The organism is Acinetobacter sp. C26M, from assembly GCF_023702675.1.
Lineage (GTDB): Bacteria > Pseudomonadota > Gammaproteobacteria > Pseudomonadales > Moraxellaceae > Acinetobacter.
Map to the genome: position 1 here is coordinate 3,565,997 of NZ_CP098478.1, position 25,080 is coordinate 3,591,076.

Sequence of the window (25,080 nt, forward strand, 5' to 3'; positions counted from 1 at the left end):
AATGGTGATTCATTCGAAAATTAAAAGCTTACTGAAATCGAATTGATTTGATTATTGACAAGATTTATTTCAATAAAAGAAAATTAATTTGCAAAAAACTCGATCAGTTCAAAGTTTTCACCATGAATCAAGGCAAAAACAACACTTTCTGTAGTAGTATTTTTGCATAACAAAAGTATAATTTTTAAAATACATATTATAAACATTTATTGTCATAAGGCGGACAGATGTCAGGATTACATACGTCTCCAAAGTTTTCGGGGTTTATTCGACGGTTAGTTGAAGATGGACACATGTCCACCACAACCATGCAAACCGCAATTGATGCGGCTAAAAAAGCACAGCAAGATATTGTTGCACACCTGATTGAACAACATCGTTTATCACCACTGACCATTGCTGAAACGATTGCTGCGGAGTTTGGCGAACCACTCTTCGATCTGGCTGTATATGACACGGCTTTGCTGCCGCGTGATCTGGCAGACAACAAATTAATTCAAAAACATAAAGTTGCCCCATTACTACAGCGCGGGCAGATTTTATATGTCGCGACTAGTAATCCAACCAATATTGAAGCGTTGGATGCGATTCGCTTCAACACCAAACTCAATATTGAACCAATTATTGTTGAGCACACTAAACTCGAAAAACTGATTGAACAACAATTCGGTGATTCTGGCAGTTTCGATTTTGGCGACAGCGAAGAATTTGATCTAGACATTGATGTTAGCCAAGACCCTACGAAAGAAGAGGATGATACGCCACAAGGCGATGAGTCTCCGATTGTAAAATATATTAATAAGTTATTGATTGATGCCATTCGTATGGGTGCATCTGACTTACATTTTGAGCCTTATGAAAAAATGTACCGTGTCCGTTATCGTGTCGATGGTGTACTCCGTCAGATTGCTAACCCACCATTACAAATGGCAACACGTCTCGCCTCGCGTTTAAAAGTCATGTCGCAAATGGATATTTCCGAGAAACGTATGCCACAAGATGGGCGTATTAAACTCAAACTATCCAAGACCAAAGCAATTGATTTCCGTGTTAACTCACTTCCTACACTATTTGGTGAGAAACTGGTACTTCGTATTCTAGATCCGTCTAGTGCCATGCTTGGCATTGAAGCGCTCGGTTATGAAGATGAGCAAAAAGCCTTATTTATGGATGCGCTGGATAAGCCTCAAGGCATGCTACTGATTACAGGTCCAACAGGTTCTGGTAAAACAGTTTCGTTGTATACGGGTTTAAATATACTGAATACCGAAGACACCAATATTTCTACCGCCGAAGATCCTGTTGAAATTAACTTGGAAGGGATTAATCAGGTCAATGTGAATCCCAAAACTGGACTCACCTTCTCCGCTGCACTCAAAGCTTTCTTACGCCAAGATCCGGATGTAATCATGGTCGGGGAGATTCGTGATCTGGAAACCGCTGAAATTGCCATTAAAGCCGCACAAACGGGTCATATGGTGATGTCAACCCTACACACCAACAGTGCACCAGAAACCTTGACCCGATTACGCAATATGGGGGTCCCTTCGTTCAACATCGCAACCTCAGTCAATCTGGTCATTGCGCAACGCTTAGCGCGTCGCCTCTGTGGTCAATGCAAGGAAGAAATTAGTATTCCTAAACAAAGCCTGTTAGAACTCGGCTTTACTGAACAAGATTTAAATGACCCTGAATTCAAAATTTTTCAACCTATTGGTTGTGCTGAGTGCCGTGAAGGCTATAAAGGTCGTGTGGGGATTTACGAGGTTATGAAGGTCACTCCAGAAATTTCCAGACTAATTATGGAAGATGGTAATGCCTTACAAATTGCGGCAGCATCAGAACAAGCAGGTTTTAATAATCTACGTCGTTCAGGTTTGAAAAAGGTCATGCAGGGAATTACCTCTTTGCAAGAAGTCAACCGAGTAACAAGTGAATAAAATCAATAAAAAGGATTAATAATCATGGCAGCTAAAAAAGCGCAAATGATGCCAACTTTTGCTTATGAAGGGGTCGACCGGAAAGGGGCAAAAATTAAAGGGGAATTACCAGCACGTAATATGGCTTTGGCTAAAGTTACTCTGCGTAAACAAGGGGTGACCATTAAGAATATTCGAGAAAAACGTAAAAATATTCTCGAAGGTTTGATGAAGAAAAAAGTGACAACACTGGATATCACCATTTTCACCCGTCAATTGGCAACCATGATGAAAGCAGGTGTTCCTTTGGTTCAAGGCTTTGAAATCGTAGCCGAGGGACTTGAAAATCCATCTATGCGTGAAGTGGTACTCGGTATTAAAGGTGAGGTCGAAGGGGGTAATACCTTTGCTGGTGCTTTGAAAAAATATCCACAGTATTTTGACAACCTATTTTGCTCTTTGGTTGAATCGGGTGAACAGTCTGGTGCACTTGAAACCATGCTTGATCGCGTCGCTATCTATAAAGAAAAGAGTGAGTTACTCAAGCAAAAAATTAAAAAAGCCATGAAATATCCAATCACAGTCGTTGTGGTTGCAGTGATTGTCACCATTATTTTGATGGTCAAAGTAGTCCCAGTTTTCCAAGACTTGTTTAGCTCATTTGGCGCAGACCTCCCCGCTTTTACCAAAATGGTCGTAGAAATGTCCAAGTGGATGCAAGAATATTGGTTTATTCTGATTATTGTGATTGGTGCAATTATTGCTTCCTTCCTTGAAGCTAAAAAACGCAGTAAGAAATTCCGTGATTTGTTAGATAAAATGGCACTCAAAGCACCTATTTTTGGGGACTTGGTCTATAAAGCGATTATTGCACGTTATAGTCGCACACTTGCGACCACCTTTGCAGCTGGTGTACCACTGATTGATGCACTTGAATCGACTGCTGGCGCAACCAATAACGTCATTTATGAAGAAGCAGTGATGAAAATTCGTGAAGACGTCGCCACTGGTCAACAACTACAATTTGCAATGCGTATTTCTAACCGTTTTCCTTCTATGGCAATCCAAATGGTCGCGATTGGTGAAGAATCTGGTGCTTTAGACAGTATGCTTGATAAAGTTGCCACTCATTATGAAAATGAAGTGGACAATGCAGTGGATGGCTTAACGTCTATGATGGAACCTTTAATCATGGCGATTCTTGGTGTGCTAGTGGGTGGCCTGGTGATTGCGATGTATTTACCAATCTTCCAAATGGGCTCAGTTGTTGGATAATTTGGTACTTAAATGCAATCTTTATTTTCTTATTTTATCGAAAACCCAACTGCACTTTATTTTGCAGTTGGGCTTTTTAGTTTATGTATTGGCAGCTTTTTAAATGTTGTCATTTTTCGCACACCTCGAATGATGGAACAGGAATGGCAGCAAGAATGCCAGATGTTGCTCCATCCTGAGCAAACGATTATAGATCAAAGCAAACTCAGCTTAAGCCAACCTGCCTCCACCTGCCCTAAATGTGATTCAACCATTCGTTGGTATCAAAATATCCCTGTGATCAGTTGGATATTGCTTCGTGGTAAATGTGGGGCTTGTCAGAATTCAATTAGTATCCGTTATCCACTGATTGAATTACTCACCATGACCTGTTCGTTGATTGTGGTAGCTGTATTTGGTGCAACCGTACAAATGCTATTTGGCTTAATCTTAACTTGGGTTTTGATCACACTAACCTTTATTGATTTTGATACACAGTTGCTGCCTGATCGTTTTACCCTGCCCCTAGCCGCTTTAGGTTTAGGGATTAATAGCTATGCCATTTACACCACAGCCAGTGCGGCAATCTGGGGTTATTTGATTGGCTTCCTTTGTCTCTGGACTGTTTATTACATCTTTAAGCTAATTACAGGCAAGGAAGGTATGGGGTATGGCGACTTCAAACTACTTGCCGCATTAGGCGCTTGGATGGGTCCAATGCTACTGCCTTTAATTGTACTACTCTCTTCAATGCTTGGTGCAATTATTGGTATTATCTTGATGAAAATGCGCGGTGAAAATCAACCTTTTGCATTTGGTCCTTATATTGCGATTGCAGGTTGGGTTGCATTTTTATGGGGTGATCAGATTATGAAAGTTTATCTTGGTGGTTAATATGAGTTTTATCTTGGGTATTACAGGCGGTATTGGAAGTGGCAAATCTGCAGCCACACAATGGTTTGAATCCCAAGGAATTGCGGTGATTGATGCTGATGTCGTAGCTCGGGAAGTGGTACAACCTGACCAACCTGCATTAAAATCAATTCAAGAAGCTTTTGGGGATTGGGTCTTATTAGCCGACGGTAATCTCGATCGACGCGCGCTACGAGAACATATCTTCCAGTTTCCACAAGCACGTCAGGACTTAGAGAAAATTACCCACCCAGCCATTCGCCAGTCAATTATTCAGCAATTGCAACAGGCTGAAAGCCCATATGTAATTTTAGTCTCACCTCTTTTGTTTGAAACCAACCAACATGAACTGGTTCAACATACCTTACTGGTCGATGCAGACGAACAAACTCAGCTACAACGCGCCACTCAAAGAGATGGGCAAAGTGAAGAACAGATCCGAAAAATTATTGCAGCTCAAATGTCACGTGCCCAGAAACAGCAATTAGCGGATGATATTGTACTCAATGACGGATTACTAGAACATCTCCATCAACAACTCGTACCATTGCATTTAAGCTATTTACAGCGTGCCGAACAAACCTATTAATTTTGTTTCTGTTGTGCCAGTTTTGCGGCTAAAGTATCTTTACGAAACCATCGCCATGGTTGCAATGCACCAATTCCCATGCCGATAAGTCCGCATACAATCGCGGCATTTAGCGGCTCATTTAGCAAAGGGACTGCCACAATAGCTGCAATAAATGGTGCCAATGTAACAATACTACCTGTCTTAAATGCACCTAAGCGCTCAATTGCTGCCACATACGTCAACGTTGCCACGATCACCACCAAGACGCCATGGAACAGCCCTTGAATTAGTAAATGTATAGGCGCTGCATCCTGAAAATGCTTAGGAATAAATAAAATATAAATCGGTAAATAAATAATAGCCGACCAAATCACCACACCCGCTGTCGCATGCCAAGCAGATAATTTCCACTGCTTCAACAATACCGTGAAAATCCCCCACCACACCGCACTGATAAAAAGTAGTAAATCTCCTACACCCAATCCTGAAGATTGATCATGCAGCATGAGATAACTCATTAACATCAAAGCAGCCATCATAATGATCAGACTAAACCACGTATGTTTATCAAAAGGCTGCCTAAACAATACATAAGCAGCTACAGCAGTACACAAGGGAATACAGCCATTGAGAAATATAGCGGCATGCGCAGCTGGAGCATACAGAAAAGCGTTATAGACCGTTAGACAATAAACCAAACCACCAATCAGTGCCAAAATGATTGGTCTTGGATGCCACAGAAATGTGAAATCCTTTTTATAAATCAAGACTGGGAGTAGAATCAAAGAGGCAATCGTAAAACGCATTGCCACCAGATCCCAAACACTGACATGCCAATGTGCATTTAGGCGGGAGAAAATGGTGAATCCTCCCCAAATGCACATGGTAATAAAGACAAAGAAATAGCCTTGGGTACGAGTAGTCATTTTAAATTACACGAACCAGAATGACGAAATTATACACCACGTTGGCGGCAGGCTTCATAAAGCGCCATACCTGTTGCAACACTGACATTCAAACTCTGCAAATCACCTGACATTGGAATATAAACCGTATGATCACACTGTGACTGTGTGATTGGTCTCAAACCTGTATCTTCTGCACCCATCACAATCACCACAGGGCCATTGAAATCACACTGATGTATCGGTAATGCTTTTTCATCTAACATCGTACCAATCACACGGGTATGGGTAGTGTCTTTTAAGTGCGCTAGGGTTCGGGCAAGATTTGTGACTTGAATGAATTTCACTTTTTCAGCGCCACCAGCTGCAACTTTACGTGCGGTCGGTGTCAAACTGGCTGAACGATCACGGGGAACAATCACTGCTTGAACGCCCATTGCAGCCGCAGTACGAATACATGCACCCAGATTATGCGGATCAGTCACTTGATCAAGTGCCAACAGCAATGCATCTGGCGACTGCTGCATGAGCTCATCCAAATCTTTTTCATTTAAAGTTGGATGTGGGCGAACAGCTGCCACTACACCCTGATGAAAGGGTAAGCCCGCAAGCTTTTCCAAACTATCACGGCTGGCTTTTTGTACACTGATACCGAAAGGCTCTGCCAGCTGCAAAATTTTTTGCAAACGCTGATCATCGCGACCTTTTAAGGTAAATAAAGTCAAAACGCGTTCAGGCTCCAACTCCAATAATGACTCCACAGAATGAACGCCATAATAATATTCAGGTTTTGCCATGAACAACCTCTTGCAGTATTCCCTCATGTATAAAGAAGGATAATTAGAATGGGGATTTTGAAAAAATAAAAATCCTGCAAAGCAACTTTACAGGTGAGGAGCGATTATAGCTCAGCAAGAGTACTTAATAAAAAAATCCTGCAAAATGACTTCACAGGATTTCTATTGAGTCTAGTGTACTCGATTTAAGAAGGAATAGGTTAGCCTTCTAAATGACAGACATAATCAAGTACTTCGTCTGCTTCAATGTGGAACATGCTATTGCCAGGTACATAAAAAGATTGACCTGCGCGAAATAATTCACTTTCAGTGCTATCTGCTATTTTGACACGGCATTCACCAGAAATAATTTCCATACGCTCTGGAACATGTGTTTCAAACGTTAAAGCTTGTTCAGTAGGTAAAATAACCCCTAAAGTCTTTTTTGTACCATCTTCAAATTGTACAGTATGGCTAATACATGCCCCACCAAAATACACATTCGATTTCTTAATGACCGTTACATGATCAAATTGCACTGAACTCATGCGTACTCTCCAAATAATGCCGCATTTATATTAGGTTATGCTGGACGTAGTTTAATTGCGCTGCGGCAACTAATCAATCCATTTTCTAGGCTAAACATAGCAATTTTCATACCTGAGCCCAGATTAACAAAGCAACGCTTTGTCTGGGTGCAAGTCGAACAGCTAGGCTGTGAGTGAAGAGGAAAAGTAAAGCGAAGCTTTGTCCTGAGGAACGTTCAAGTTCCGCAAGAAGACGAGTAGCTCTGCTACAAGTGACGAGGATTAACAAAGTAACGCTTTGTCTCGGCGCAAGTCGAACAGCTAGGCTGTGAGTAAAGTAGAAAGCAACCCAAGAGACGCATCGCTTCACAAGGTCTGAGTGCAAGACCTTACGCCATACATGGCTCATATACTGCGAGTGGCGGGGAATAATAAACATTAATAATCATTACCTTTACTCCCCCTTATAAATGTTGAAGAAAAAGCCAAGAGATTAAACACATAACAAAATAACCTCCTATCTATCCAGTAAATCAGGAAAATCCTACATTCAACTCTTGTCGTCACTTTAAAACTTCTCTATCTTTAAGCAAAAGATTCTGTGCATTGGATGCTTTATGCTCACCCATTTAACTTTAATTAATTTTGCACTCGCTGACCATTTGGCTTTAGATATTGAACAAGGCTTCAATGTACTGACTGGCGAAACTGGCGCGGGCAAATCATTATTGTTAGATGCGCTTTCTGCCTGCTTAGGTGAACGTACTGATACTAATTATGTGCGTTATGGTGCAGACAAAGCCGATGTCACCGCTGTGTTTAGTTATCAAGCGGAAAGTGCCGAAGCACATTGGCTCACCGAACATGAACTGGATGATGATTCAGGCGAAATCCACTTAAGACGTGTGATTTTTGCCACAGGCCGCAGTAAGGCATGGATCAATGGTCGCCCAAGCAGCTTGGCCGAACTCAAAGAAATCGGACGTTTACTGGTTCAGCTTTATAGCCAGCACAGCCAGCAACAGTTACTCGAGCCACCTTATCCTAAACGTTGGCTGGATCGTTATCATAATTTTGCCGAACCTTCATATGCAGTACGTGAAGCCTATAGCACATGGCAACGAAATATTCGCCAACATCAAGCTGCCTTAGATGCACAAACCACCCGTATTCAAAAAATACAACGTTTAGAATCCCAGCTTGAAGAGCTTGAAGAGGTTGTTCAAACTGATTATCGCGAAATAGAACAAGAGTTCGATCGCCTCAGCCATCATGAACATATCATGCAGGACTGTAGTTATAGTCTCAATGTCTTGGATGAAGCTGAGCAGAATATTACCCAAGAAGTTGCCTCGATTATCCGTCGTTTAGAATCACACGCAGGTCGCAGCGAACAGTTAGCCAATATTTATAACTCTTTGTTAAATGCCCAAAGCGAAATTGATGATGCAACCGCAAGTTTACGTCAATTTATTGATCGGCAAAGTTTTGACCCTGAACGCATGGAACAACTTAATACAACACTAGAAGTCTTCCATCGTTTGGCACGTAAACACAGAATCCAACCTGAATTATTGAAACAAGAATATGAAATTTGGCAGCAAGAATTAGAACAACTCCATCAACTTGAAGATCCAGAAACGTTGGCCGAGCAAGTTGAAGTTTCATATCAGGCATTTATACAAGCAGCGCAACATCTGGATGAAATCCGTCGTACAGCTGCGATTCCTTTAGCGAAACAACTGACCGAACAAGTTAAACCACTTGCTCTGCCAGAAGCACATTTTGAGTTTAAATTCGAGCCACAAGAACCTAATGCAGAAGGTCTCAGCTTTATTCAACTTCTATTTACCGCCAACAAAGGCATGCCACCACAACCCTTGGCACGCGTTGCATCGGGTGGAGAGTTATCTCGTATTGCACTGGTGATGCAAGTGATGAATGCAGAAAAAACAGATGCTGAAGTACTGGTCTTCGATGAAATTGATGTCGGCATTAGCGGAGGTACGGCTGAAGTAGTGGGTCGTTTACTGGCAGATCTGGCTCAACATGTTCAACTGCTTTGTATCACCCATCAAGCCCAAGTTGCAGCTCAATCAGACCAGCATTTATTGGTGAAGAAACAACAGACTGACCCAGCCAGCAGTACCATCATCGAACTGAATGAAGAACAACGTATTTTAGAGCTAGCACGTATGTCAGGTGGTGTCGAAATTAGCGAAACGACCTTACAGCATGCACGGCAACTCCGTCAGCTGAAGTTCCAAACGGCCTAATTAAAGCGATAAAATTTCAGAAAAAGATTGGCGAAATCCGATTAACTCTTGTATGTTGATAAAAAGAACCTATCTAGATAAATCAGCACAATACATTGATGGAGAATCGCCTAGGTGACGAAACAATATTTAACTCACCGTTGTCTCATCGCTCCACCAGACATGGTAGATGACTTTTTTGCCAATACAGTCATCTATATTGCTCGCCATGACGAAGACGGCGCTCAGGGCATCATTATCAACCGACCTTCAGATTTACAAATCAAAGAATTACTCAATGATTTAGAGATTGATGCAGATAATGTACATCCTCATGCTGTGTTACAAGGTGGCCCATTACGCCCAGAAGCAGGATTTGTACTGCATACTGGCCAGCCAACATGGCACTCATCGATTGCAGTTGGTGAAAACGTCTGCATCACCACCAGTAAAGATATTCTGGATGCCATTGCACATAACGAAGGTGTTGGACGTTATCAGATTGCCTTGGGTTATGCCAGCTGGAGTAAGAACCAGCTCGAAGAGGAAATGACACGAGGAGATTGGCTGATCTGCGAGTCGGATATGGATTTGATTTTTAATTTGCCTTATCACGACCGTTGGGATGCCGCTTACAAGAAAATTGGGGTAGACCGTACTTGGTTTGCTTCCGAGATTGGTCATGCCTGATATGCAAGCATCCCAATCCATCATGGCGTTTGACTTTGGTACCCAAAAAATGGGGATGGCTATGGGTCAATCCAGTATTGAAAGTAGCAATCCCCTGCCATTATTCCCGATGAAAGATGGTATTCCAGACTGGGATAAATTATTAAAGATTGTCAAAGAGTGGCAACCCAATTTATTTCTCGTTGGCTTACCGTTGAATATGGATGATAGTGAATCAGAGCTCTCTGCCCGTGCGCGAAAATTCGCCCGTCGTTTACGCCATCAAACCAATATTGAAACATGGATGGTGGATGAGCGTTTAACCACACGAGAAGCGAGAGAAGAACTCGAGTTTTATCAAAGCAAAGGTCAGGCGAAACGTTTATCGGCGGATAGTTTTGCTGCTGCATTACTGATTCAGAGCTGGTATCGCGACCCAGCAGGAATTACGCCTTAATCATAAATCTCATTATAGTTCTTTCAATATAGCGGCATCCGTGCCGCTCAGCGTAAGTGAATAAAATCATTTCTCAATAATTCTAACCGTCGCGGTACGCCCAGAAACAAAGGCCAAAGGATTTTGCGGCTGCTCATCCAATACAATTTTCACAGGCACACGCTGCGCCAAACGTACCCAACTAAAGGTTGGATTCACATTCGCCAATAAATTCGAACTACCAGAACGCTCACGATCTTCAATCCCTGTCGCGATCCCTTGTACATGACCACGAATGCGCTGCTTATCACCCATCAATTGTACTGTTGCCGCATCACCAACATGAATACGGTTCAGTTTAGTCTCTTCAAAGTAACCCACGACATAGAGCTGATGGCGATCTAATAAGGCAGCAACTGCTTGCCCAACTTTCACATAATTACCAACCCGTAAATCAAAGTTAGATAAGGTTCCATCTGCAGGAGCAACCACTTCAGAACGATTCAGATTCAACTGAGCCAAATGAAGGCTGCTGGTTGCCACTTCGATTAATGCTTGCTGTTGTTGAATGGCTGCATTAGCTTGTTCGATACTTGCTGTTAACTGCTCTTTTTCTGCAACAGCTTGATCACGAGTTGCAAAAACCTGATCTTGTTCTTGCTTAGAAACCGCACCATCCATCAAACTGGCATAACGCGCTGCATTTTTCTCAGCCAGCTTCATATTGGCTTCGGTTTTCACTAAACTCGCTTTTGAACCTGCTAAACTTGCATGTGCCTGTGCTAAACCCGCTTTGGCTTTGGCAATATCTGACTTGGCCTGTTCAACATCCAGAGCTTGACGTGCCACATCAATTTTGAACAGAACCTGCCCTTTTTTTACCGTCTGGTTGTCTTGTACCAAAACTTCAGTTACCAAACCATTCACATCGGAAGCGACCTGAATCACATCACCACGTACACGCCCATCACGTGTCCACGGTGCTGCATTGTAGTAATTCCATAAATGCACGATGGTGTAAACGGCAATCACAATTGCAACCAGCAATACAATCGGACGTATAACTTTTCTTACATCAAATGCATTCATGTTTATGACCTCTACCACCTTTCTTTACATCATTAAATTTTAGAATCAACATCTCGTCCAAGACCTCAAGCCCACAGCCAAACAAATAGGCAATGCACCAGCAGCATCAAACCCAAGTAAAGGCACAAATTAAAAATACTAGGTAATGCAATCCAACCTTTGATGACTAAGCGATCAATCACAGGGCTGAGCAGCTTAAACAGGACATAAGCAACAATGGCTTGCACCAAAAGGATTGGGATATAAACCCCATAAAGATTCATTTCACCCATGAGATACCCCTAAACCATATCTGTCTGAATAGATCTGTTCTATTGAGACATGACCAATACTTTCACAAATATTATTCAGTGAAATGAGCAGCCGCTGCCGTAACTGTACATCTTCAATCTGCTCTGAGATGCCTTGCAAACGCTCTATTTGTCGCACAATATGAGTCGGAAAATGATGACTTGAAAGTTGCTTTTCTTGCGTTTGAAAATAATCTGCCAACTGCTGTTGTAACTGGTTTAATTCATTTTTTAGTTCAAACAATTGTGGCAATTTTTGGCTAATTTCTTGCAAACGGACTAAATCAACAATTGAACTACTTTCAACCAATGCATTTTGAATAGCAGTTTTCACGTCGGGGTTTTGCACCATCTTGGTATTTAATACTCCGACACGGTCTAACATACTGCGTAAATGAATTTTAAAATCAGTACCATAAGACAAATGCAACGCTTGTCGCATTGCTTGGTAATGCAAAGCTAAAATTCGCGTTGCGCTGGTATCTGGTGAAACAGCACGCACCAAATCAATCACAATCAGGGACACTAAAACGCCTAACACCATTGCAAAGGAACTATCCAGATAAGAGACCGCATCCATGGTATATTTATTATGTAGATTCAATCCCATCATGGTATTAATCCCAAGCACCATCCCTACAGGCATCAGCATTTGATTGGCCATCATGCTCACAGCAACAAGGAATACTGGAAATAGCACCAGCGCCAATTGCCAGAAATGAGTGATATGCGGGAAGATTCCAAAAGCATAGATAAAAACCAAACCAGCTGAGACAATACTGCCCCAAATAAAAATGCGTAATACAGGTACAGGATTATCCAAAGCGGTGAGGATACATGCTGTAATCGCGCCCATCTGAGCCATCATAAAGCCAGCTTTCCAACCTGAAAGAATCCAAGCCGCTGTTACAATAAAAGTAATCAACACCGCACTGATGCCACCGCGAATCGCAATCCCGTGATCACGATGTAAGCTCGGATATTTAGTGGTGATTGCCGTAATTTCAGCTGGAATCTCTTTATTACCCTGCTGGATTTGCTGCCAAATCAATTTCACTGCCAGCATATTGGCAATAAAATGACGGACATCCATTTTCAAAGCCCCCAACACGATCTGCTGTTCAGGGGTAGCTTGTGCAATCAATTCAACAAAATCTTGTTCAAATTTTATGGGTAAGCTTTGTAAATCCGTTGGCACCAGCACTTTATCTTGCTTTAAAAAAAGCAATGTTTCCTGACGGATGCGATTTAAATGTGGTGCAAGATTGGCAAGTTGCATTTGTTCAAGCTGTTTGACCCGTTGCGACAGCGCCACAAGATTGGCAACCACCAATGAAACCTGATGCAGCATTTCCTGCAAGGTCTTGGTCATTCCTTTCAGTTCACCTTTTTCATAAGCCAAATGTACGGCTAAAGCATGAATATCAGAAGCATCACGGGTGATCACAGATAGAACTTGAGTATAGTTTCCAGATGTCTCTTGCACTGTAATCAGCTTTTCAAAAGTACTTTCTAGATCACTCAGGGTCTTATTGACCCGTTGTTTAATCATAGCCCCGACATGCACAGGAAAAAACGTTGCAGAAACCACAGCGGTTGAAATCACGCCCACTGAAATCTCCAGTACACGGGCTAAAGCGATATCAAAAATATTATAAGTATCAATATAGGTAATCGCGTTATACACAATCATGGCGGTTGAATAACCCGCCAACATAAATACATAACTACGTGGAGTGCGGTCTAACAATGATACGTACAGCGCAAAGCCTACCCATAACGACAAAATAATCGTAAACAACCATGGCGTATTAATAAAATGTGGGGTGAGAAATAAAGCAATCATCGCCCCTGCGGCAGTACCTACCAAGCGATAAACACATTTTGAAGACACCATGCCAGAATATGGACTGGCGATAATCAGTACCGTACCAATCGACCACATCGGATTAATCAAATCTAGTTCAAACGAAATAAACAGTGCCAGCATACCTGCGACAAATGTTTTGCAGGCAAAGATGATGTCGAGTCGACTCGGTCTAAAAGCCAACAACTGTTTAAATAGCATGAATGTATCTCTGTTCAGAGTCAGTTTGGCCACGCATAACATCACTAAAAAGTGACAACTCATCCTAACCGATCTGAAAGAATTCAAATCAGGGCAAGCGTTATGAGTAAAACTGGATATAAGGAGTGATACGCAATACTTAATTTTCAGAAAATTTTTCCTAAAAATAATTATCCACATAAGACATTGCGTAGCTTATTTTTTCAAAATAGAGTAAATTAGTCAACATAAATTATCACCATTTGATAATTTTTAATTTAAATTTGATTTTTTAACTATAAAATATGTTTATTTTCTCAACTTTCACTTTAATTCATTGATCGCGGATGATCAGCTTTAAAAGTACATACACGATCTTTCGCTTTTCTGCTATAAAGCAATAAAAAGTTCGGTTTTCACGTTATTTTGTAAGGAGTAGACACCCCATCATGGCAATTTCGAGTTTTGGTAAGATTCTCACCGTGCTGGATTTATTTTCAGTTTCACGTCCGATTATCAATGTCGATATCATTTGTGATGAGCTTGCTCTATCCAAACCAACTGCCTATCGCTATCTCAAAGAATTGGTCTCTACCGATATTTTAAAACGAATTAGTGGCACATCTGGCGATTATACTTTAGGTTCTAAAATCGCAGTCTTAGATTACATTTCTCATAGTACAGATCCATTAATCCAGATCAGCATTCCCTTTATGCGCGATATCGTGGAACGAACAGAGCTTTGCTGTTTACTGACTTACTTAAATCATGATTACTGTATCGACCTGCATCATGAGACATTTAAAGAAGCTGAGCTGATTTCTTATGGTCGAGGCTGTCCACGCCCCGTCTATGTGGGAGCTTCACCAAAAATCGTGATCGCACATCTCACTAAACAACGCATTCAAGCCTATTATCAGCAGTTTACGCAAGAACTTGCCCAAGTGGGTTTTGCCCATAATGCCGATGAATTTATGCAACAGATGCGCAAAATTAAAAAGCAAGGCTTCTATTTATCACAAGGTGAGATCGACCCGATGGTGTGTGGCCTTTCTGTGCCAATTCGCTTTTCGAATAAAGAAGCTCCAATCGCATTAACATTGGTGGCATCAAAGAACCGTTTTGACTTCCTTAATATTCAAAAGTTGATTGAGATTCTGCAAGGCAATGCAGCACAAATTGAGCATAAATTTGCGACGCTTTCAGAAAATCAGAACAGTTCAATTTGAGAATATTAAAAAACATTTACATTTTCCCCTGTTGTAAATATCAATAAATTCTCATATTATGATTATGTTCTTCAGCATACTCTCCCAAAAGAGCATGACTTTCCTCAGAGAACTAAGCTCATTTTTGTGATGGGCTTTTTTCTTGTCTAGCCATTCATCTGGCAATAAAAAAGCCCTCTAGAGAGAAGGCTTTTACCGCTAAAAATGTATCAGCACACGATTTTTTGGATCAGTTTGGCTTCTACTAACATCTGCTCAGTCTGATCAGCAGCAATAGACACCAAGTGCTTTCCATTTGAATAAAGAACTGAACCCTGATTATTCAAGCTATAACCTAGTACACCACGCTTGAATACTGTTTGCTCCCCTGTACTTGAGCACTGGATCAACTCCCAACTGCGTGGAATAACGCCAGCAAATTTTTCTCCTGCACTTTGATTTTGCTGCAATGCCTTTTGTGCCTTAATCAAATTGCCTTCCACAAACAGTTCTTCTTCAGACTTTTGTCTCGATTTCGCAGGGTTACTGCCTGAGGTCGACTTCAAGGATTCACCAGTATAACGCTGGGTAAAGAAATCTAACCAACCAAATACAGCCCGAATAATTTTAAATGGCGCCAATACGATATCTTTCAAAGAGTTGTCACTATAGTGTTGATTCTTATAAGGTCGCTTCAAAAAATATAATTGCCCCGCTGCATCAATTTTCGGTTTGTAGCAATCATAACGAGAGTCCGCAATAATCGTTTCCAAGTCACCTGTTTTCAGATTCAAACGACACACTTCTCTTGGCCCAATACTGACACTGCCCTGTTGATCATAGGCAAAACCACAACTATCGTAATAAATAATATCTGGATTTTGTGGATCGAAACATGGATGCTGATCCTGACAATCACCTTCCGTAATATATTGAATCCGATTGGAATCTAAACCTAAAATACAAAGATGGCGTTCATAGGCATGGCCAGGGCTAGCCGATAAAATCAGCCTTTTATGCTGCGCATCATAATCCATGTGATGAATAATAAATTCATTATTTCTTAACACCAACGCTTCGGGTTGCTGTAAGTCCAAGAGTGATTTGATGTAAATCGCACAACCATCCTGCAATTGTGCTGCATAAATCATATGTTGATCATCCATTAAAACTGCATCAACAGGATAAACATGTGCTAACTCATCTTGCTCACTATAATTCGTGACCCCCATGAATTGTGCCCCCGTGCCCGAGGTTTTCCATTGCTTACGCTGCTTGATCTCTTGTAAATTTTTCTTGTACTGACTCACCGCATGACAATCAATGGTTTGTGCTTTTTGGCCTTGCAATTGATGTAAGACTTGGTCGGATAAATATAATATTGATGACATTGATGTGTGTTCCCAACTTATCGTTTTAAGCACTCACCCTTGTCTAATCAAGCATTGTGAGTGCTGTTATTCTCTAATTTTTTTATTTAAATTTGCAGCAACTAGCTGAAGGACTTAAATTCTAAGGCTGTTTCAAGTACGGCCAAGCGGCTTTCATATAAATAAACATTGACCATAGCGTTAGAATCACCGCAGCATACAGTAAGGCATAGGCCCAGATTTCCAATGGTTTCCAGTTCAACAAGAACACACTAATCGCAATCATTTGAAAAGCAGTTTTATATTTACCAACGGTGGACACCGCCACACTGGTACGTGCACCTAACTCCGCCATCCATTCACGTAGTGCAGAAACAGTAATCTCTCGGGAAATAATCACAATTGCAGCAAAGGCCATTGAAATCGTCGGTTGCCATTGCACCAATACAATCAGTGCAGCAGCGACCATTAACTTATCTGCAACAGGATCGAGAAAGCGCCCAAAAGCAGAGGTTTGATTCAGTGTTCTTGCCAAATAGCCATCAAACCAATCGGTCACTGCTGCAAGCACAAAAATTGCAGTCAGTATCAGATGGCGCATCATTCCCCCATGATGCTCGGCAATTCCAATTGCTGGTGGCCAATACGCGATGGCCAAAAACACAGGAATAAGGGCGATACGTGCCAAAGTTAAAATATTGGGAATGTTCAGGATTTGCCCTGTACTCATAAACACCGCCATGTTGTTTGCACTAAATATGCATGTTGCACAAAGGATGTGCTGAGATTATCCATGTGTAAGCAACTTTATACGAAATGCACCGCAGTGTCGACTAGGCAAAAACGGCAACTGTCTGTCTAAGCACCGCAATTAAACGGTTTTCAACATCCCAAACATAGGCATATTCAGTGGAATACCCATGTTCTGCATATTCAGTCACGACTTTGTATTTAAACCAATCTTGAATTTGCCCCATGATCGGCTGCAAATAGGTAATTTGCCAAGTTAATGAACTCGCAGGTGCAGGGGTCTTAAACATTGGCAATACCCCAGGCGGCCAGACATCCATTAAGGCAAACAGATCAGCCAACTGCATGTCACGATTGCTATGTAAACTTGGTGCAAAGCGTCCCCAACCACCAAAGTCAGGCATCTTGCTGCCTGCCATTGGATAACTTCCTTCAGCCCAGCACAATTCAAATTGCTGTAAACATTCAGGCATTAACCCTTCAATGTAGAAGGTTTTATCCAGTTGTTCAGCTGTTGGATAATCAGGCACTTGGGGCAAATTCTGGACATGAATACGCGATTCGCGTTGTAGGCCAAAACTGGCCACCAAAATACTTTGTACGGCATCATCCTGCCAGAGTCTGATTTCTAGCGTAGTAACTGATTTTCCTTCACGTAATACTTCAGCACTGAGTCTTGCCTGCCCTTGTTGTACAGGCCCAACAAAAGTGATGTTACAGCTTAGCAGTTGCTTTGCTGCATCCTGTACCACACTTAGCGCTTTTTGGACCATCAGTCCGGCAATCAACCCACCAAACACAGTACGACCTTGTAACCAACCCGAAGGAATATCGATCCATTCTTGTTGTTCTATCTGTTGATATAGCGGAAGCAAGGACATCATTTTTCCTTCATCATCGAATCAATCTATCTTTCAATGTTTTTAGTCATTTGTGAATGATCTTTCCGGCACCAATACTGGGAAGATTTAGTCAATCGGTCAAATTATTCATGTAAGATTTTATAAATTGTCCGCGCCAGAACCTCGCCTAATCCGGGTACTAACATCAACTCTTTTTCCGATGCCCTTAATACGCCTTGTATCCCGCCAAAATGAGTCAATAGATCACGACGGCGCTTTGGTCCAAGTCCTGGAATCGCTTCTAATACAGAACTACTTCGACGTTTATCTCGCTTAGCACGATGTTTGGTAATCGCAAAACGATGCGCCTCATCTCGTACCTGTTGAATCAAATGCAAAGCTTTATGATCCTCTGGAAGTTGAATCTTGTTACCATCAGTAAAATGCAAGGTTTCTAATCCGGGTTTACGGCCTTCACCTTTAGATACCCCGATCATAAAGGCATCCAGCTCAAGCTCTTGCATCACCTCCATCGCCATATGTAACTGCCCTTTACCCCCATCAATTAACAGAAGATCTGGCAACATATTCTTTTTATAGCGACGGATTAGCGCCTGACGCATTGCCGCATAGTCATCACCACCAGTAATATCCTGAATGGCAAATTGACGATAGTCTCGCTTTCGTGCTCCGCCTTGGTCGAACACCACACAAGATGCAATCGGCGCTTCACCCATGGTATGACTAATATCAAAACACTCAATCCGGTCGATCGGTCGGCCCACCACTTGCTCAAGCTGATAAAAGCGCTCAGTTAACTCTAAATGATTACTGAGTTTACCTTTAATTGCATGTTGCACATTCATTTGTGCCAGCTCTAACCATTCAGCTCGAGTCTCGCGTACTTTATGCTTGATCTGTACCTTTTTATTAAAGGTTTGCTGTAAGGCTTCTTCTAGTTGTTGTTGGTCTGGCACATCAACATTCACAATCAGCTCTGTCGGCACTTCATCGGCAACTTGGAAATAGAAGTTCGCCATAAAGTCACTGAGCATCTGCCCCAAATCATCGCCCAACATATCTGGGAAATAACTTTTACCACCAAGCATACGCCCATTACGTACATACATAATTTGGACACAAGTCACACCCGCTTGATAGGCAATCGCCAGAATATCGGCTTCACCTTTGATTTTAAACACCGCTTGCTGCGCCTGCACTTCGCGGAGTAAAGCCAAACGATCTCGATAGAACACCGCCTTTTCAAATTCCAGTGCTTCTGCGGCCTGCTCCATTTTCCCAATCAGTTCTTGATTCAGCTCTTTGGTATCACCCTGAAGGAAGCGAATGGAATTATCCACATCTTCTTTATACTCTTCGGGACTAATCAAACCCACACAAGGTGCAGTACAACGTTTAATCTGATATTGCAGACATGGGCGTTTGCGCTGCGAAAAATAGCTGTTCTCGCATTGGCGCACATTAAACAATTTCTGTAATACCAACAACGTGTCACGTGCGCTATAAGCACTTGGATAAGGACCGAAAAATTTACCGATTTGATGCTTGCCTTTACCACGCCCACTGGCGATGCGCGGATAGGGTTTATCTGAGGAGACAAAAATATAGACGTAGGATTTGTCATCCCGCAACATGATGTTATAAGGCGGACGATGCAGCTTAATCAGGTTTTGCTCAAGCAATAAGGCTTCGGTTTCGGAGCGCACCACCAAGCTTTCAATATCATAAATACGGGCAACCAACGCCTGCGTTTTCGGATGCTCAATGGTTTTAACAAAATAGCTCGACACACGATTTTTTAGATTTTTGGCTTTGCCTACATACAAGAGTTCCCCATCTTTACCCAGCATTTTATAAACGCCAGGTAACTGAGTCATATGCGCCAATATTTTTTCAATGTGTTCTCGAGCGTTTGGGTTCACGATGTGCCTATTCTCTCTATTTACACCACATGATGTGATGTTTGCTTAATTTTTTTCAAGTTTTAAATGTGAATATCGTGTAATAGCGAAGCTTATAAATGATTTAGTGCTTCGAAAGCGTTTGATTTAAGGCACTGCAAAACGTCTGTTTATCTTTAGGTGAAACCAAAATATGAGTTGTAACTCCATCTTTCCGATAATCAATTCGTAGACGATCCAAAGATAAAGCAGGAGATGAAATCAAATTATGACTTATGGAAATTTTCGTAATATCTGACTGATTAATCTGCCACTTGAATAACATCGAACGAATCGTTAAATGTTGTTCTGTCACAATATAACGCGTATTAAAAATCGGCCACCATAATATAGCGATCGTCAGAAAATATAGTAGGGCATGTTCAGGATATTCCTGCATGGTGCCTTTCACATACATCGTCCATAAAAATTGCAGTAACAAACCTGTCGTTGCAATCACCACACCCCAGAACCACCAATCAATTTTAGAACGAAACGTTTGCATAGATTTTTAAAGCGAATTGTTATGAACTAAAAAACATTCTAAGCCAAATTCCATAAAAAAACGCCCTTTCGGACGTTGATGTTATTCAAACTTAAAACACATAAGGACGAATAAAAATAAGGAAAAATAAACCAAGCATGATGAACCACTTCAAGAAGTAATAAAGTGAACGATTCGATGCTTTAAGTGCTTTCGCTTTGATACGAACTTGGTAAATATAACCAAATGCTTTATTTAATCCGCCAGTTTGATCACCCGCTTCATTAGGTGAACTCGCAGCCGTCATCACACTTTTACCAAACCAGTGATTAAACTTCTCCATAAAACGGGTCTTTAATGGACGCTCTACATCTGCGAAGAAAATAATACGGTTTTGATCTGTGGTATTTTCAGCATAGTGAATATAAGTTTCATCAAATACCACGCTCTCACCATCACGCCAAGAATAACGCTCGCCATCGACATCGATAAAGCAGCGATCATCATTGGGTGTGATTAGGCCTAAATGGTAGCGTAATGAACCTGCATATGGATCACGATGACGAACCAAACGGCTGTCTGGTGCCAATTCAGTAAACATTGCAGCTTTAATTGTTGGCAAAGTCTTTAGCAATGCGGTTGTTTTAGGACAAAGTTCCGCAGCTGATGGATGCGCTGAGTCATACCATTTCAGATAGAAACGTTTCCAACCTGTTTTGAAGAATGAGTTAAAACCCAAGTCATCATAACTACTCGATGCTTTAATCCCACCTTTGTCATACAAGGCTTTTGCTTCATCACGAATCATTTCCCAATTTTCATCCAAAACCTTTAAGTCTTGAAAATGTTGGGTGTCAATGTACGGTTGATTCGGCACTTTTGAAAACATGTACATTAAAAAATTAATGGGTGCGAGAATCGTAGAATGGTCAAAAAATTGACGATAAAACGAATGCTTTACTTTACCACGGCGCTGAATATACAGTGCCGAAATGATAAAAATCGCTAATATGATCCACTTAATCATAGATTACTCTATCTTCTTAGCTGAAAACCAAATGCCAGTTTGATTTATCAAATCTCAAAATCGCACTCAAAATAAGCCTGTTATTCTAGCAAATTTGTCGGCTTAAATACCAATTTGCTTTACCTAAATCGGACAAAAGCGATTTTTAAATTCCCGATCACAATCAAGGAGTAAACACTCTATTCTGGTAGAAAAACTTATTTTTATTCATGATTTAGCAGTTCAAGTCCAAGATTACAATAAATTGATGACCCTAGCGTCACGGCTTGATACAACTTGTTATGTCCTTTTTGGATATAGTTATCGTAAGATTAGCGAAGCTTTTTTTGTGTGCCTAAGTGCACACATGCTTTATGACATCCACTCAGAATCCTCCACAACAAGGGAGATCAGGCATGATCCACGCTGGCAATGCCATTACCGTCCAAATGCTTGCGGACGGAATTGCAGAATTCCGCTTTGACTTACAAGGTGAGTCGGTTAATAAATTTAACCGTGCAACCATCGAAGACTTCCAAGCAGCGATTGCTGCAGTGAAAGCCAATAACGATATTAAAGGCTTAGTTGTTACCTCTGGCAAATCAACATTTATCGTTGGTGCTGACATCACTGAATTTGGCCAAAACTTCGCTGCGGGTGAACAAGCGATTGTTGATTGGCTTATGCCTGTACACGAGATCTTCAACAGTTTTGAAGATTTAGATCTACCTAAAGTTGCTGCGATCAATGGTACAGCGCTTGGTGGTGGTTTCGAAATGTGCTTGGTGTGTGACTATCGTGTGATGTCAGAACAAGCACAAGTCGGCTTACCAGAAATCAAATTGGGTATCTATCCTGGTTTTGGTGGTAGCGTACGTTTAAGCCGTTTAATCGGTATCGACAATGCCGTTGAATGGATGGCAATGGCGAACCCGAAAAAACCAGCTGCTGCACTAAAAGATGGTGCTGTAGATGCGGTTGTTGCTGCCGACAAACTACAAGAAGCTGCTGTTGACTTAGTTAAACAAGCGATTGCTGGTCGTTTGAACTGGAAAGCAAAGCGCCAAGAAAAATTAGATGCAATCAAATTGAACCCACTTGAACAAATGATGGCGTTCAATACGGCGAAAGGTGCGGTTCTTGCGAAAGCAAACCCTGCTCAATACCCTGCTCCAAAATTATTGCTTGATTCATTACAAGCTGGTGCAAGCTCAACACGTGATGACGCGTTAAAAGCAGAAGCACAAGGTTTTGCAAAAGCAGCAGTTACGCCACAAGCAGGTGCATTGATTGGTTTATTCATCAATGACCAAGTGGTGAAGAAAACTGCGAAGAAATATGAGAAAGGTGCTCATCCTGTTAACCAAGCAGCTGTATTAGGTGCGGGTATCATGGGTGGTGGTATTGCTTACCAAGCGGCAAGCAAAGGCACACCAATTATCATGAAAGACATTGGTAACCCACAACTTGCACTCGGTATGAAAGAAGCGAATGGCTTGCTGACCAAGCAAGTTGAACGCAAGAAAATGAAACCTGCGCAAATGGGTGAAACACTGGCTCGCATCCGTCCAACTTTAAGCTATGACGAGTTTAAAGAAGTGGATATCGTGATCGAAGCCGTGACTGAAAATCCAAAAGTAAAAGAAATCGTTCTTGCTGATACTGAAAAGCATGTTCGTGAAAATACGATCATTGCATCTAACACATCAACAATTTCAATTACACGTTTGGCGAAAGCATTACAACGTCCTGAAAACTTTGTTGGTATGCACTTCTTCAACCCAGTACACATGATGCCACTTGTAGAAGTGATTCGTGGTGAAAAGACGTCTGAAGAAGCGATCGCAACAACTGTTGTTCTTGCTCAAAAAATGGGTAAAACACCAATCGTTGTTAACGACTGCCCAGGCTTCTTGGTAAACCGCGTATTGTTCCCTTACTTTGGTGCATTCGACCTGCTTGTAAAAGACGGTGCAGATTTCCAGCAAGTTGACAATGTGATGGCGAAATTCGGCTGGCCTATGGGTCCTGCATACTTGATCGACGTTGTTGGTATCGATACAGGTGTTCATGGCGCAGAAGTAATGGCTGAAGGTTTCCCTGACCGTATGAAGCCAGACTACAAAGGTTCTATCGAAGCGATGTACGAAGCAAAACGTCTTGGTCAAAAGAACGACGTTGGTTTCTACAAATACGTGTTAGATAAGAAAGGCAAGAAAGCGAAAACTGTTGATCCAACAGCATACGAAATTATTGCACCGTTCGTTACTGGCGAAAAACGCGAATTTGATAATCAAGAAATCATCGACCGTATGATGCTTGCTTTCTGTAACGAAACAGTTCGTTGCTTAGAAGACAACATCGTTGCAACTGCTTCTGAAGCAGACATGGCCATGATCATGGGTGTAGGTTTCCCTCCATTCCGTGGTGGTCCATGCCGTTACATCGACCAAACAGGTGTTGCTGAATACGTTGCGCTTTGCGACAAATATGCACACTTAGGTAAGGCTTATGAAGCGCCACAAATGTTGCGTGACATGGCTGCTAACAACACAAAATTCTACGGTTAAGGAGCGACGTGAATGGCTACTTTAAATCCACGTGACGTTGTGATTGTTGATGGCGTTCGTTCTGCCATGGGCAAATCACGTAACGGTATGTTCCGCAATGTACGTGCCGACAGTTTATCTGCTGAATTAGTTCGTGCACTTGTTGCTCGTAACCAGTTTGATACCAACGAAGTTGAAGATGTAATTTGGGGCTGTGTAAACCAAACTTTAGAGCAAGGTATGAACATTGCTCGTAACATTGGTTTATTGGCTGACATTCCAAAAACTGCTGGCGGTCAAACAGTAAACCGTCTTTGTGGTTCTTCAATGCAAGCAATCCACACGGCTGCTGCACAGATTGCAACCAACCAAGGTGATGTATTCATCATTGGTGGTGTTGAGCACATGGGCCACGTCGGTATGATGCACGGCATCGACCTTAACCCAGAAGCATCTAAACACTATGCGAAAGCATCGAACATGATGGGCTTAACCGCTGAAATGTTAGGTCGTATGAACGGTATCTCTCGTGAAGAACAAGATGCTTTCGGTGTTGAATCTCACCGTCGTGCTTGGGCTGCAACTCAAGAAGGTCGTTTCAAAAACGAAATCGTTGGTGTTGAAGGTCACGATGCCAATGGCTTCAAAATCCTTTGCGACATCGACGAAGTTATTCGTGCTGATGCCAACCTTGAAGCATTCAAAGCATTGAAACCAGTTTTCGATCCTAAAGGCGGTTCAGTAACAGCAGCAACTTCTTCTGCTCTTTCTGACGGTGCATCTGCAATGTTGCTTATGTCGGCTGAACGTGCTCAAGCATTGGGTTTAAAACCACGTGCGGTGATTCGTTCAATGGCGATTGCAGGCTGTGATGCTGCGATCATGGGTTATGGTCCTGTACCAGCAACTCAAAAAGCGCTTAAACGTGCTGGTTTAACCATGGCGGATATCCAAACCATCGAGTTAAACGAAGCATTTGCTGCTCAAGGCTTATCTGTGATGAAAGGCTTAGGCGTTTATGACAAACAAGACATCATCAACTTAAATGGTGGTGCGATTGCATTGGGTCACCCATTGGGCTGTTCTGGTGCGCGTATCACAACAACATTGTTGAACGTAATGGAACAACAAGATACACAAATCGGTCTTGCGACCATGTGTATCGGTCTTGGTCAAGGTATCGCGACCATTATCGAACGTGTTTAATCAACACTGAGATAAAATAAAAATCCCCGCACTTTGCGGGGATTTTTATTTTCA

Annotated in this window: 22 protein-coding genes; 10 read left to right on the forward strand and 12 right to left on the reverse strand. The window is 41.8% G+C overall.

Going from position 1 to position 25,080, the window contains the following annotated elements:
- Nucleotides 1–227 precede the first annotated feature (227 nt).
- Genes pilB through coaE form a run of 4 tightly spaced genes read left to right on the forward strand, consistent with a single transcriptional unit; the run spans nucleotide 228 to nucleotide 4,674 of the window.
- On the forward strand, nucleotides 228–1,940 hold the full coding sequence (gene pilB, locus NDN11_RS16410; protein ID WP_251110237.1) for a type IV-A pilus assembly ATPase PilB: 1,713 nt from the start codon (nucleotides 228–230) through the stop codon (nucleotides 1,938–1,940).
- Between the two features lie 24 nt (nucleotides 1,941–1,964).
- A complete protein-coding gene (locus tag NDN11_RS16415; protein ID WP_251110238.1) occupies nucleotides 1,965–3,194 on the forward strand; it encodes a type II secretion system F family protein in 1,230 nt (409 codons plus the stop codon).
- 12 nt (nucleotides 3,195–3,206) lie between these two features.
- On the forward strand, nucleotides 3,207–4,067 hold the full coding sequence (locus NDN11_RS16420) for a prepilin peptidase (protein ID WP_251110239.1): 861 nt from the start codon (nucleotides 3,207–3,209) through the stop codon (nucleotides 4,065–4,067).
- 1 nt (nucleotide 4,068) lies between these two features.
- Nucleotides 4,069–4,674: a dephospho-CoA kinase gene (coaE, locus tag NDN11_RS16425; protein WP_251110240.1), complete on the forward strand. Its 606-nt coding sequence runs from the start codon at nucleotides 4,069–4,071 to the stop codon at nucleotides 4,672–4,674.
- Here the strand turns inward: coaE and NDN11_RS16430 are convergent.
- The 3 genes from NDN11_RS16430 to ppnP form a co-directional block, all read right to left on the reverse strand.
- Nucleotides 4,671–5,582, reverse strand: coding sequence for a DMT family transporter (locus NDN11_RS16430; RefSeq protein ID WP_251110241.1), 912 nt, complete (start codon nucleotides 5,580–5,582; stop codon nucleotides 4,671–4,673). The two genes, coaE and NDN11_RS16430, sit on opposite strands and share 4 nt — an antisense overlap.
- Before the next feature lie 29 nt (nucleotides 5,583–5,611).
- The gene (gene rlmB, locus NDN11_RS16435; protein WP_004656224.1) at nucleotides 5,612–6,358 is read right to left on the reverse strand and encodes a 23S rRNA (guanosine(2251)-2'-O)-methyltransferase RlmB; all 747 of its coding nucleotides are present in this window, start codon (nucleotides 6,356–6,358) and stop codon (nucleotides 5,612–5,614) included.
- A 200-nt stretch (nucleotides 6,359–6,558) separates the two neighbouring features.
- A complete protein-coding gene (gene ppnP, locus NDN11_RS16440) occupies nucleotides 6,559–6,885 on the reverse strand; it encodes a pyrimidine/purine nucleoside phosphorylase (protein ID WP_004802302.1) in 327 nt (108 codons plus the stop codon).
- Between the two features lie 596 nt (nucleotides 6,886–7,481).
- Between ppnP and recN the strand changes: the two genes are divergently transcribed.
- The 3 genes from recN (at nucleotide 7,482) to ruvX (ending at nucleotide 10,245) form a co-directional block, all read left to right on the forward strand.
- Entirely contained in the window at nucleotides 7,482–9,140 is a 1,659-nt protein-coding gene (recN, locus tag NDN11_RS16445) for a DNA repair protein RecN (RefSeq protein ID WP_251110242.1), read from the forward strand.
- A gap of 114 nt (nucleotides 9,141–9,254) precedes the next feature.
- Nucleotides 9,255–9,809, forward strand: a complete 555-nt coding sequence (locus NDN11_RS16450; protein WP_167250318.1) for a YqgE/AlgH family protein — start codon at nucleotides 9,255–9,257, stop codon at nucleotides 9,807–9,809.
- A complete protein-coding gene (gene ruvX / locus NDN11_RS16455; protein WP_251110243.1) occupies nucleotides 9,802–10,245 on the forward strand; it encodes a Holliday junction resolvase RuvX in 444 nt (147 codons plus the stop codon). Before NDN11_RS16450 ends, ruvX begins: the two co-directional genes overlap by 8 nt.
- Nucleotides 10,246–10,311: 66 nt before the next feature.
- Here ruvX and NDN11_RS16460 read toward each other — a convergent pair whose 3' ends face one another.
- The 3 genes from NDN11_RS16460 to NDN11_RS16470 form a co-directional block, all read right to left on the reverse strand.
- Nucleotides 10,312–11,313: an HlyD family secretion protein gene (locus NDN11_RS16460; RefSeq protein ID WP_251110244.1), complete on the reverse strand. Its 1,002-nt coding sequence runs from the start codon at nucleotides 11,311–11,313 to the stop codon at nucleotides 10,312–10,314.
- A 65-nt stretch (nucleotides 11,314–11,378) separates the two neighbouring features.
- Complete coding sequence (locus tag NDN11_RS16465; protein WP_167250312.1) at nucleotides 11,379–11,585, reverse strand: DUF1656 domain-containing protein; 207 nt, start codon at nucleotides 11,583–11,585, stop codon at nucleotides 11,379–11,381.
- On the reverse strand, nucleotides 11,578–13,671 hold the full coding sequence (locus NDN11_RS16470; RefSeq protein WP_251110245.1) for an FUSC family protein: 2,094 nt from the start codon (nucleotides 13,669–13,671) through the stop codon (nucleotides 11,578–11,580). Before NDN11_RS16470 ends, NDN11_RS16465 begins: the two co-directional genes overlap by 8 nt.
- 428 nt (nucleotides 13,672–14,099) lie before the next feature.
- On the opposite strand from NDN11_RS16470, the gene NDN11_RS16475 reads away from it, so the two are divergent.
- Complete coding sequence (locus NDN11_RS16475; protein ID WP_167250310.1) at nucleotides 14,100–14,879, forward strand: IclR family transcriptional regulator; 780 nt, start codon at nucleotides 14,100–14,102, stop codon at nucleotides 14,877–14,879.
- Nucleotides 14,880–15,088: 209 nt separating this feature from the next.
- Here the strand turns inward: NDN11_RS16475 and NDN11_RS16480 are convergent, their stop codons facing one another.
- The 6 genes from NDN11_RS16480 to lpxO all read right to left on the reverse strand — a co-directional run bounded on the left by NDN11_RS16480 (nucleotide 15,089) and on the right by lpxO (nucleotide 21,292).
- Nucleotides 15,089–16,249, reverse strand: a complete 1,161-nt coding sequence (locus tag NDN11_RS16480; RefSeq protein ID WP_251110246.1) for a hypothetical protein — start codon at nucleotides 16,247–16,249, stop codon at nucleotides 15,089–15,091.
- A 121-nt stretch (nucleotides 16,250–16,370) separates the two neighbouring features.
- Entirely contained in the window at nucleotides 16,371–16,958 is a 588-nt protein-coding gene (gene pgsA, locus NDN11_RS16485) for a CDP-diacylglycerol--glycerol-3-phosphate 3-phosphatidyltransferase (protein ID WP_167250306.1), read from the reverse strand.
- 103 nt (nucleotides 16,959–17,061) lie between these two features.
- The gene (locus NDN11_RS16490) at nucleotides 17,062–17,859 is read right to left on the reverse strand and encodes a thioesterase family protein (RefSeq protein WP_167250304.1); all 798 of its coding nucleotides are present in this window, start codon (nucleotides 17,857–17,859) and stop codon (nucleotides 17,062–17,064) included.
- 104 nt (nucleotides 17,860–17,963) lie between these two features.
- Nucleotides 17,964–19,763, reverse strand: coding sequence for an excinuclease ABC subunit UvrC (gene uvrC, locus NDN11_RS16495; protein ID WP_251110247.1), 1,800 nt, complete (start codon nucleotides 19,761–19,763; stop codon nucleotides 17,964–17,966).
- Between the two features lie 103 nt (nucleotides 19,764–19,866).
- Entirely contained in the window at nucleotides 19,867–20,286 is a 420-nt protein-coding gene (locus NDN11_RS16500) for a PH domain-containing protein (RefSeq protein WP_167250300.1), read from the reverse strand.
- Nucleotides 20,287–20,377: 91 nt separating this feature from the next.
- Nucleotides 20,378–21,292, reverse strand: a complete 915-nt coding sequence (lpxO, locus tag NDN11_RS16505) for a lipid A hydroxylase LpxO (protein WP_167250298.1) — start codon at nucleotides 21,290–21,292, stop codon at nucleotides 20,378–20,380.
- Nucleotides 21,293–21,687: 395 nt separating this feature from the next.
- Here lpxO and fadB point away from each other — a divergent pair, with 395 nt between their 5' ends.
- Entirely contained in the window at nucleotides 21,688–23,841 is a 2,154-nt protein-coding gene (gene fadB / locus NDN11_RS16510; RefSeq protein ID WP_251110248.1) for a fatty acid oxidation complex subunit alpha FadB, read from the forward strand.
- Nucleotides 23,842–23,853: 12 nt separating this feature from the next.
- On the forward strand, nucleotides 23,854–25,026 hold the full coding sequence (fadA, locus tag NDN11_RS16515) for an acetyl-CoA C-acyltransferase FadA (RefSeq protein WP_004802276.1): 1,173 nt from the start codon (nucleotides 23,854–23,856) through the stop codon (nucleotides 25,024–25,026).
- Nucleotides 25,027–25,080 lie beyond the last annotated feature (54 nt).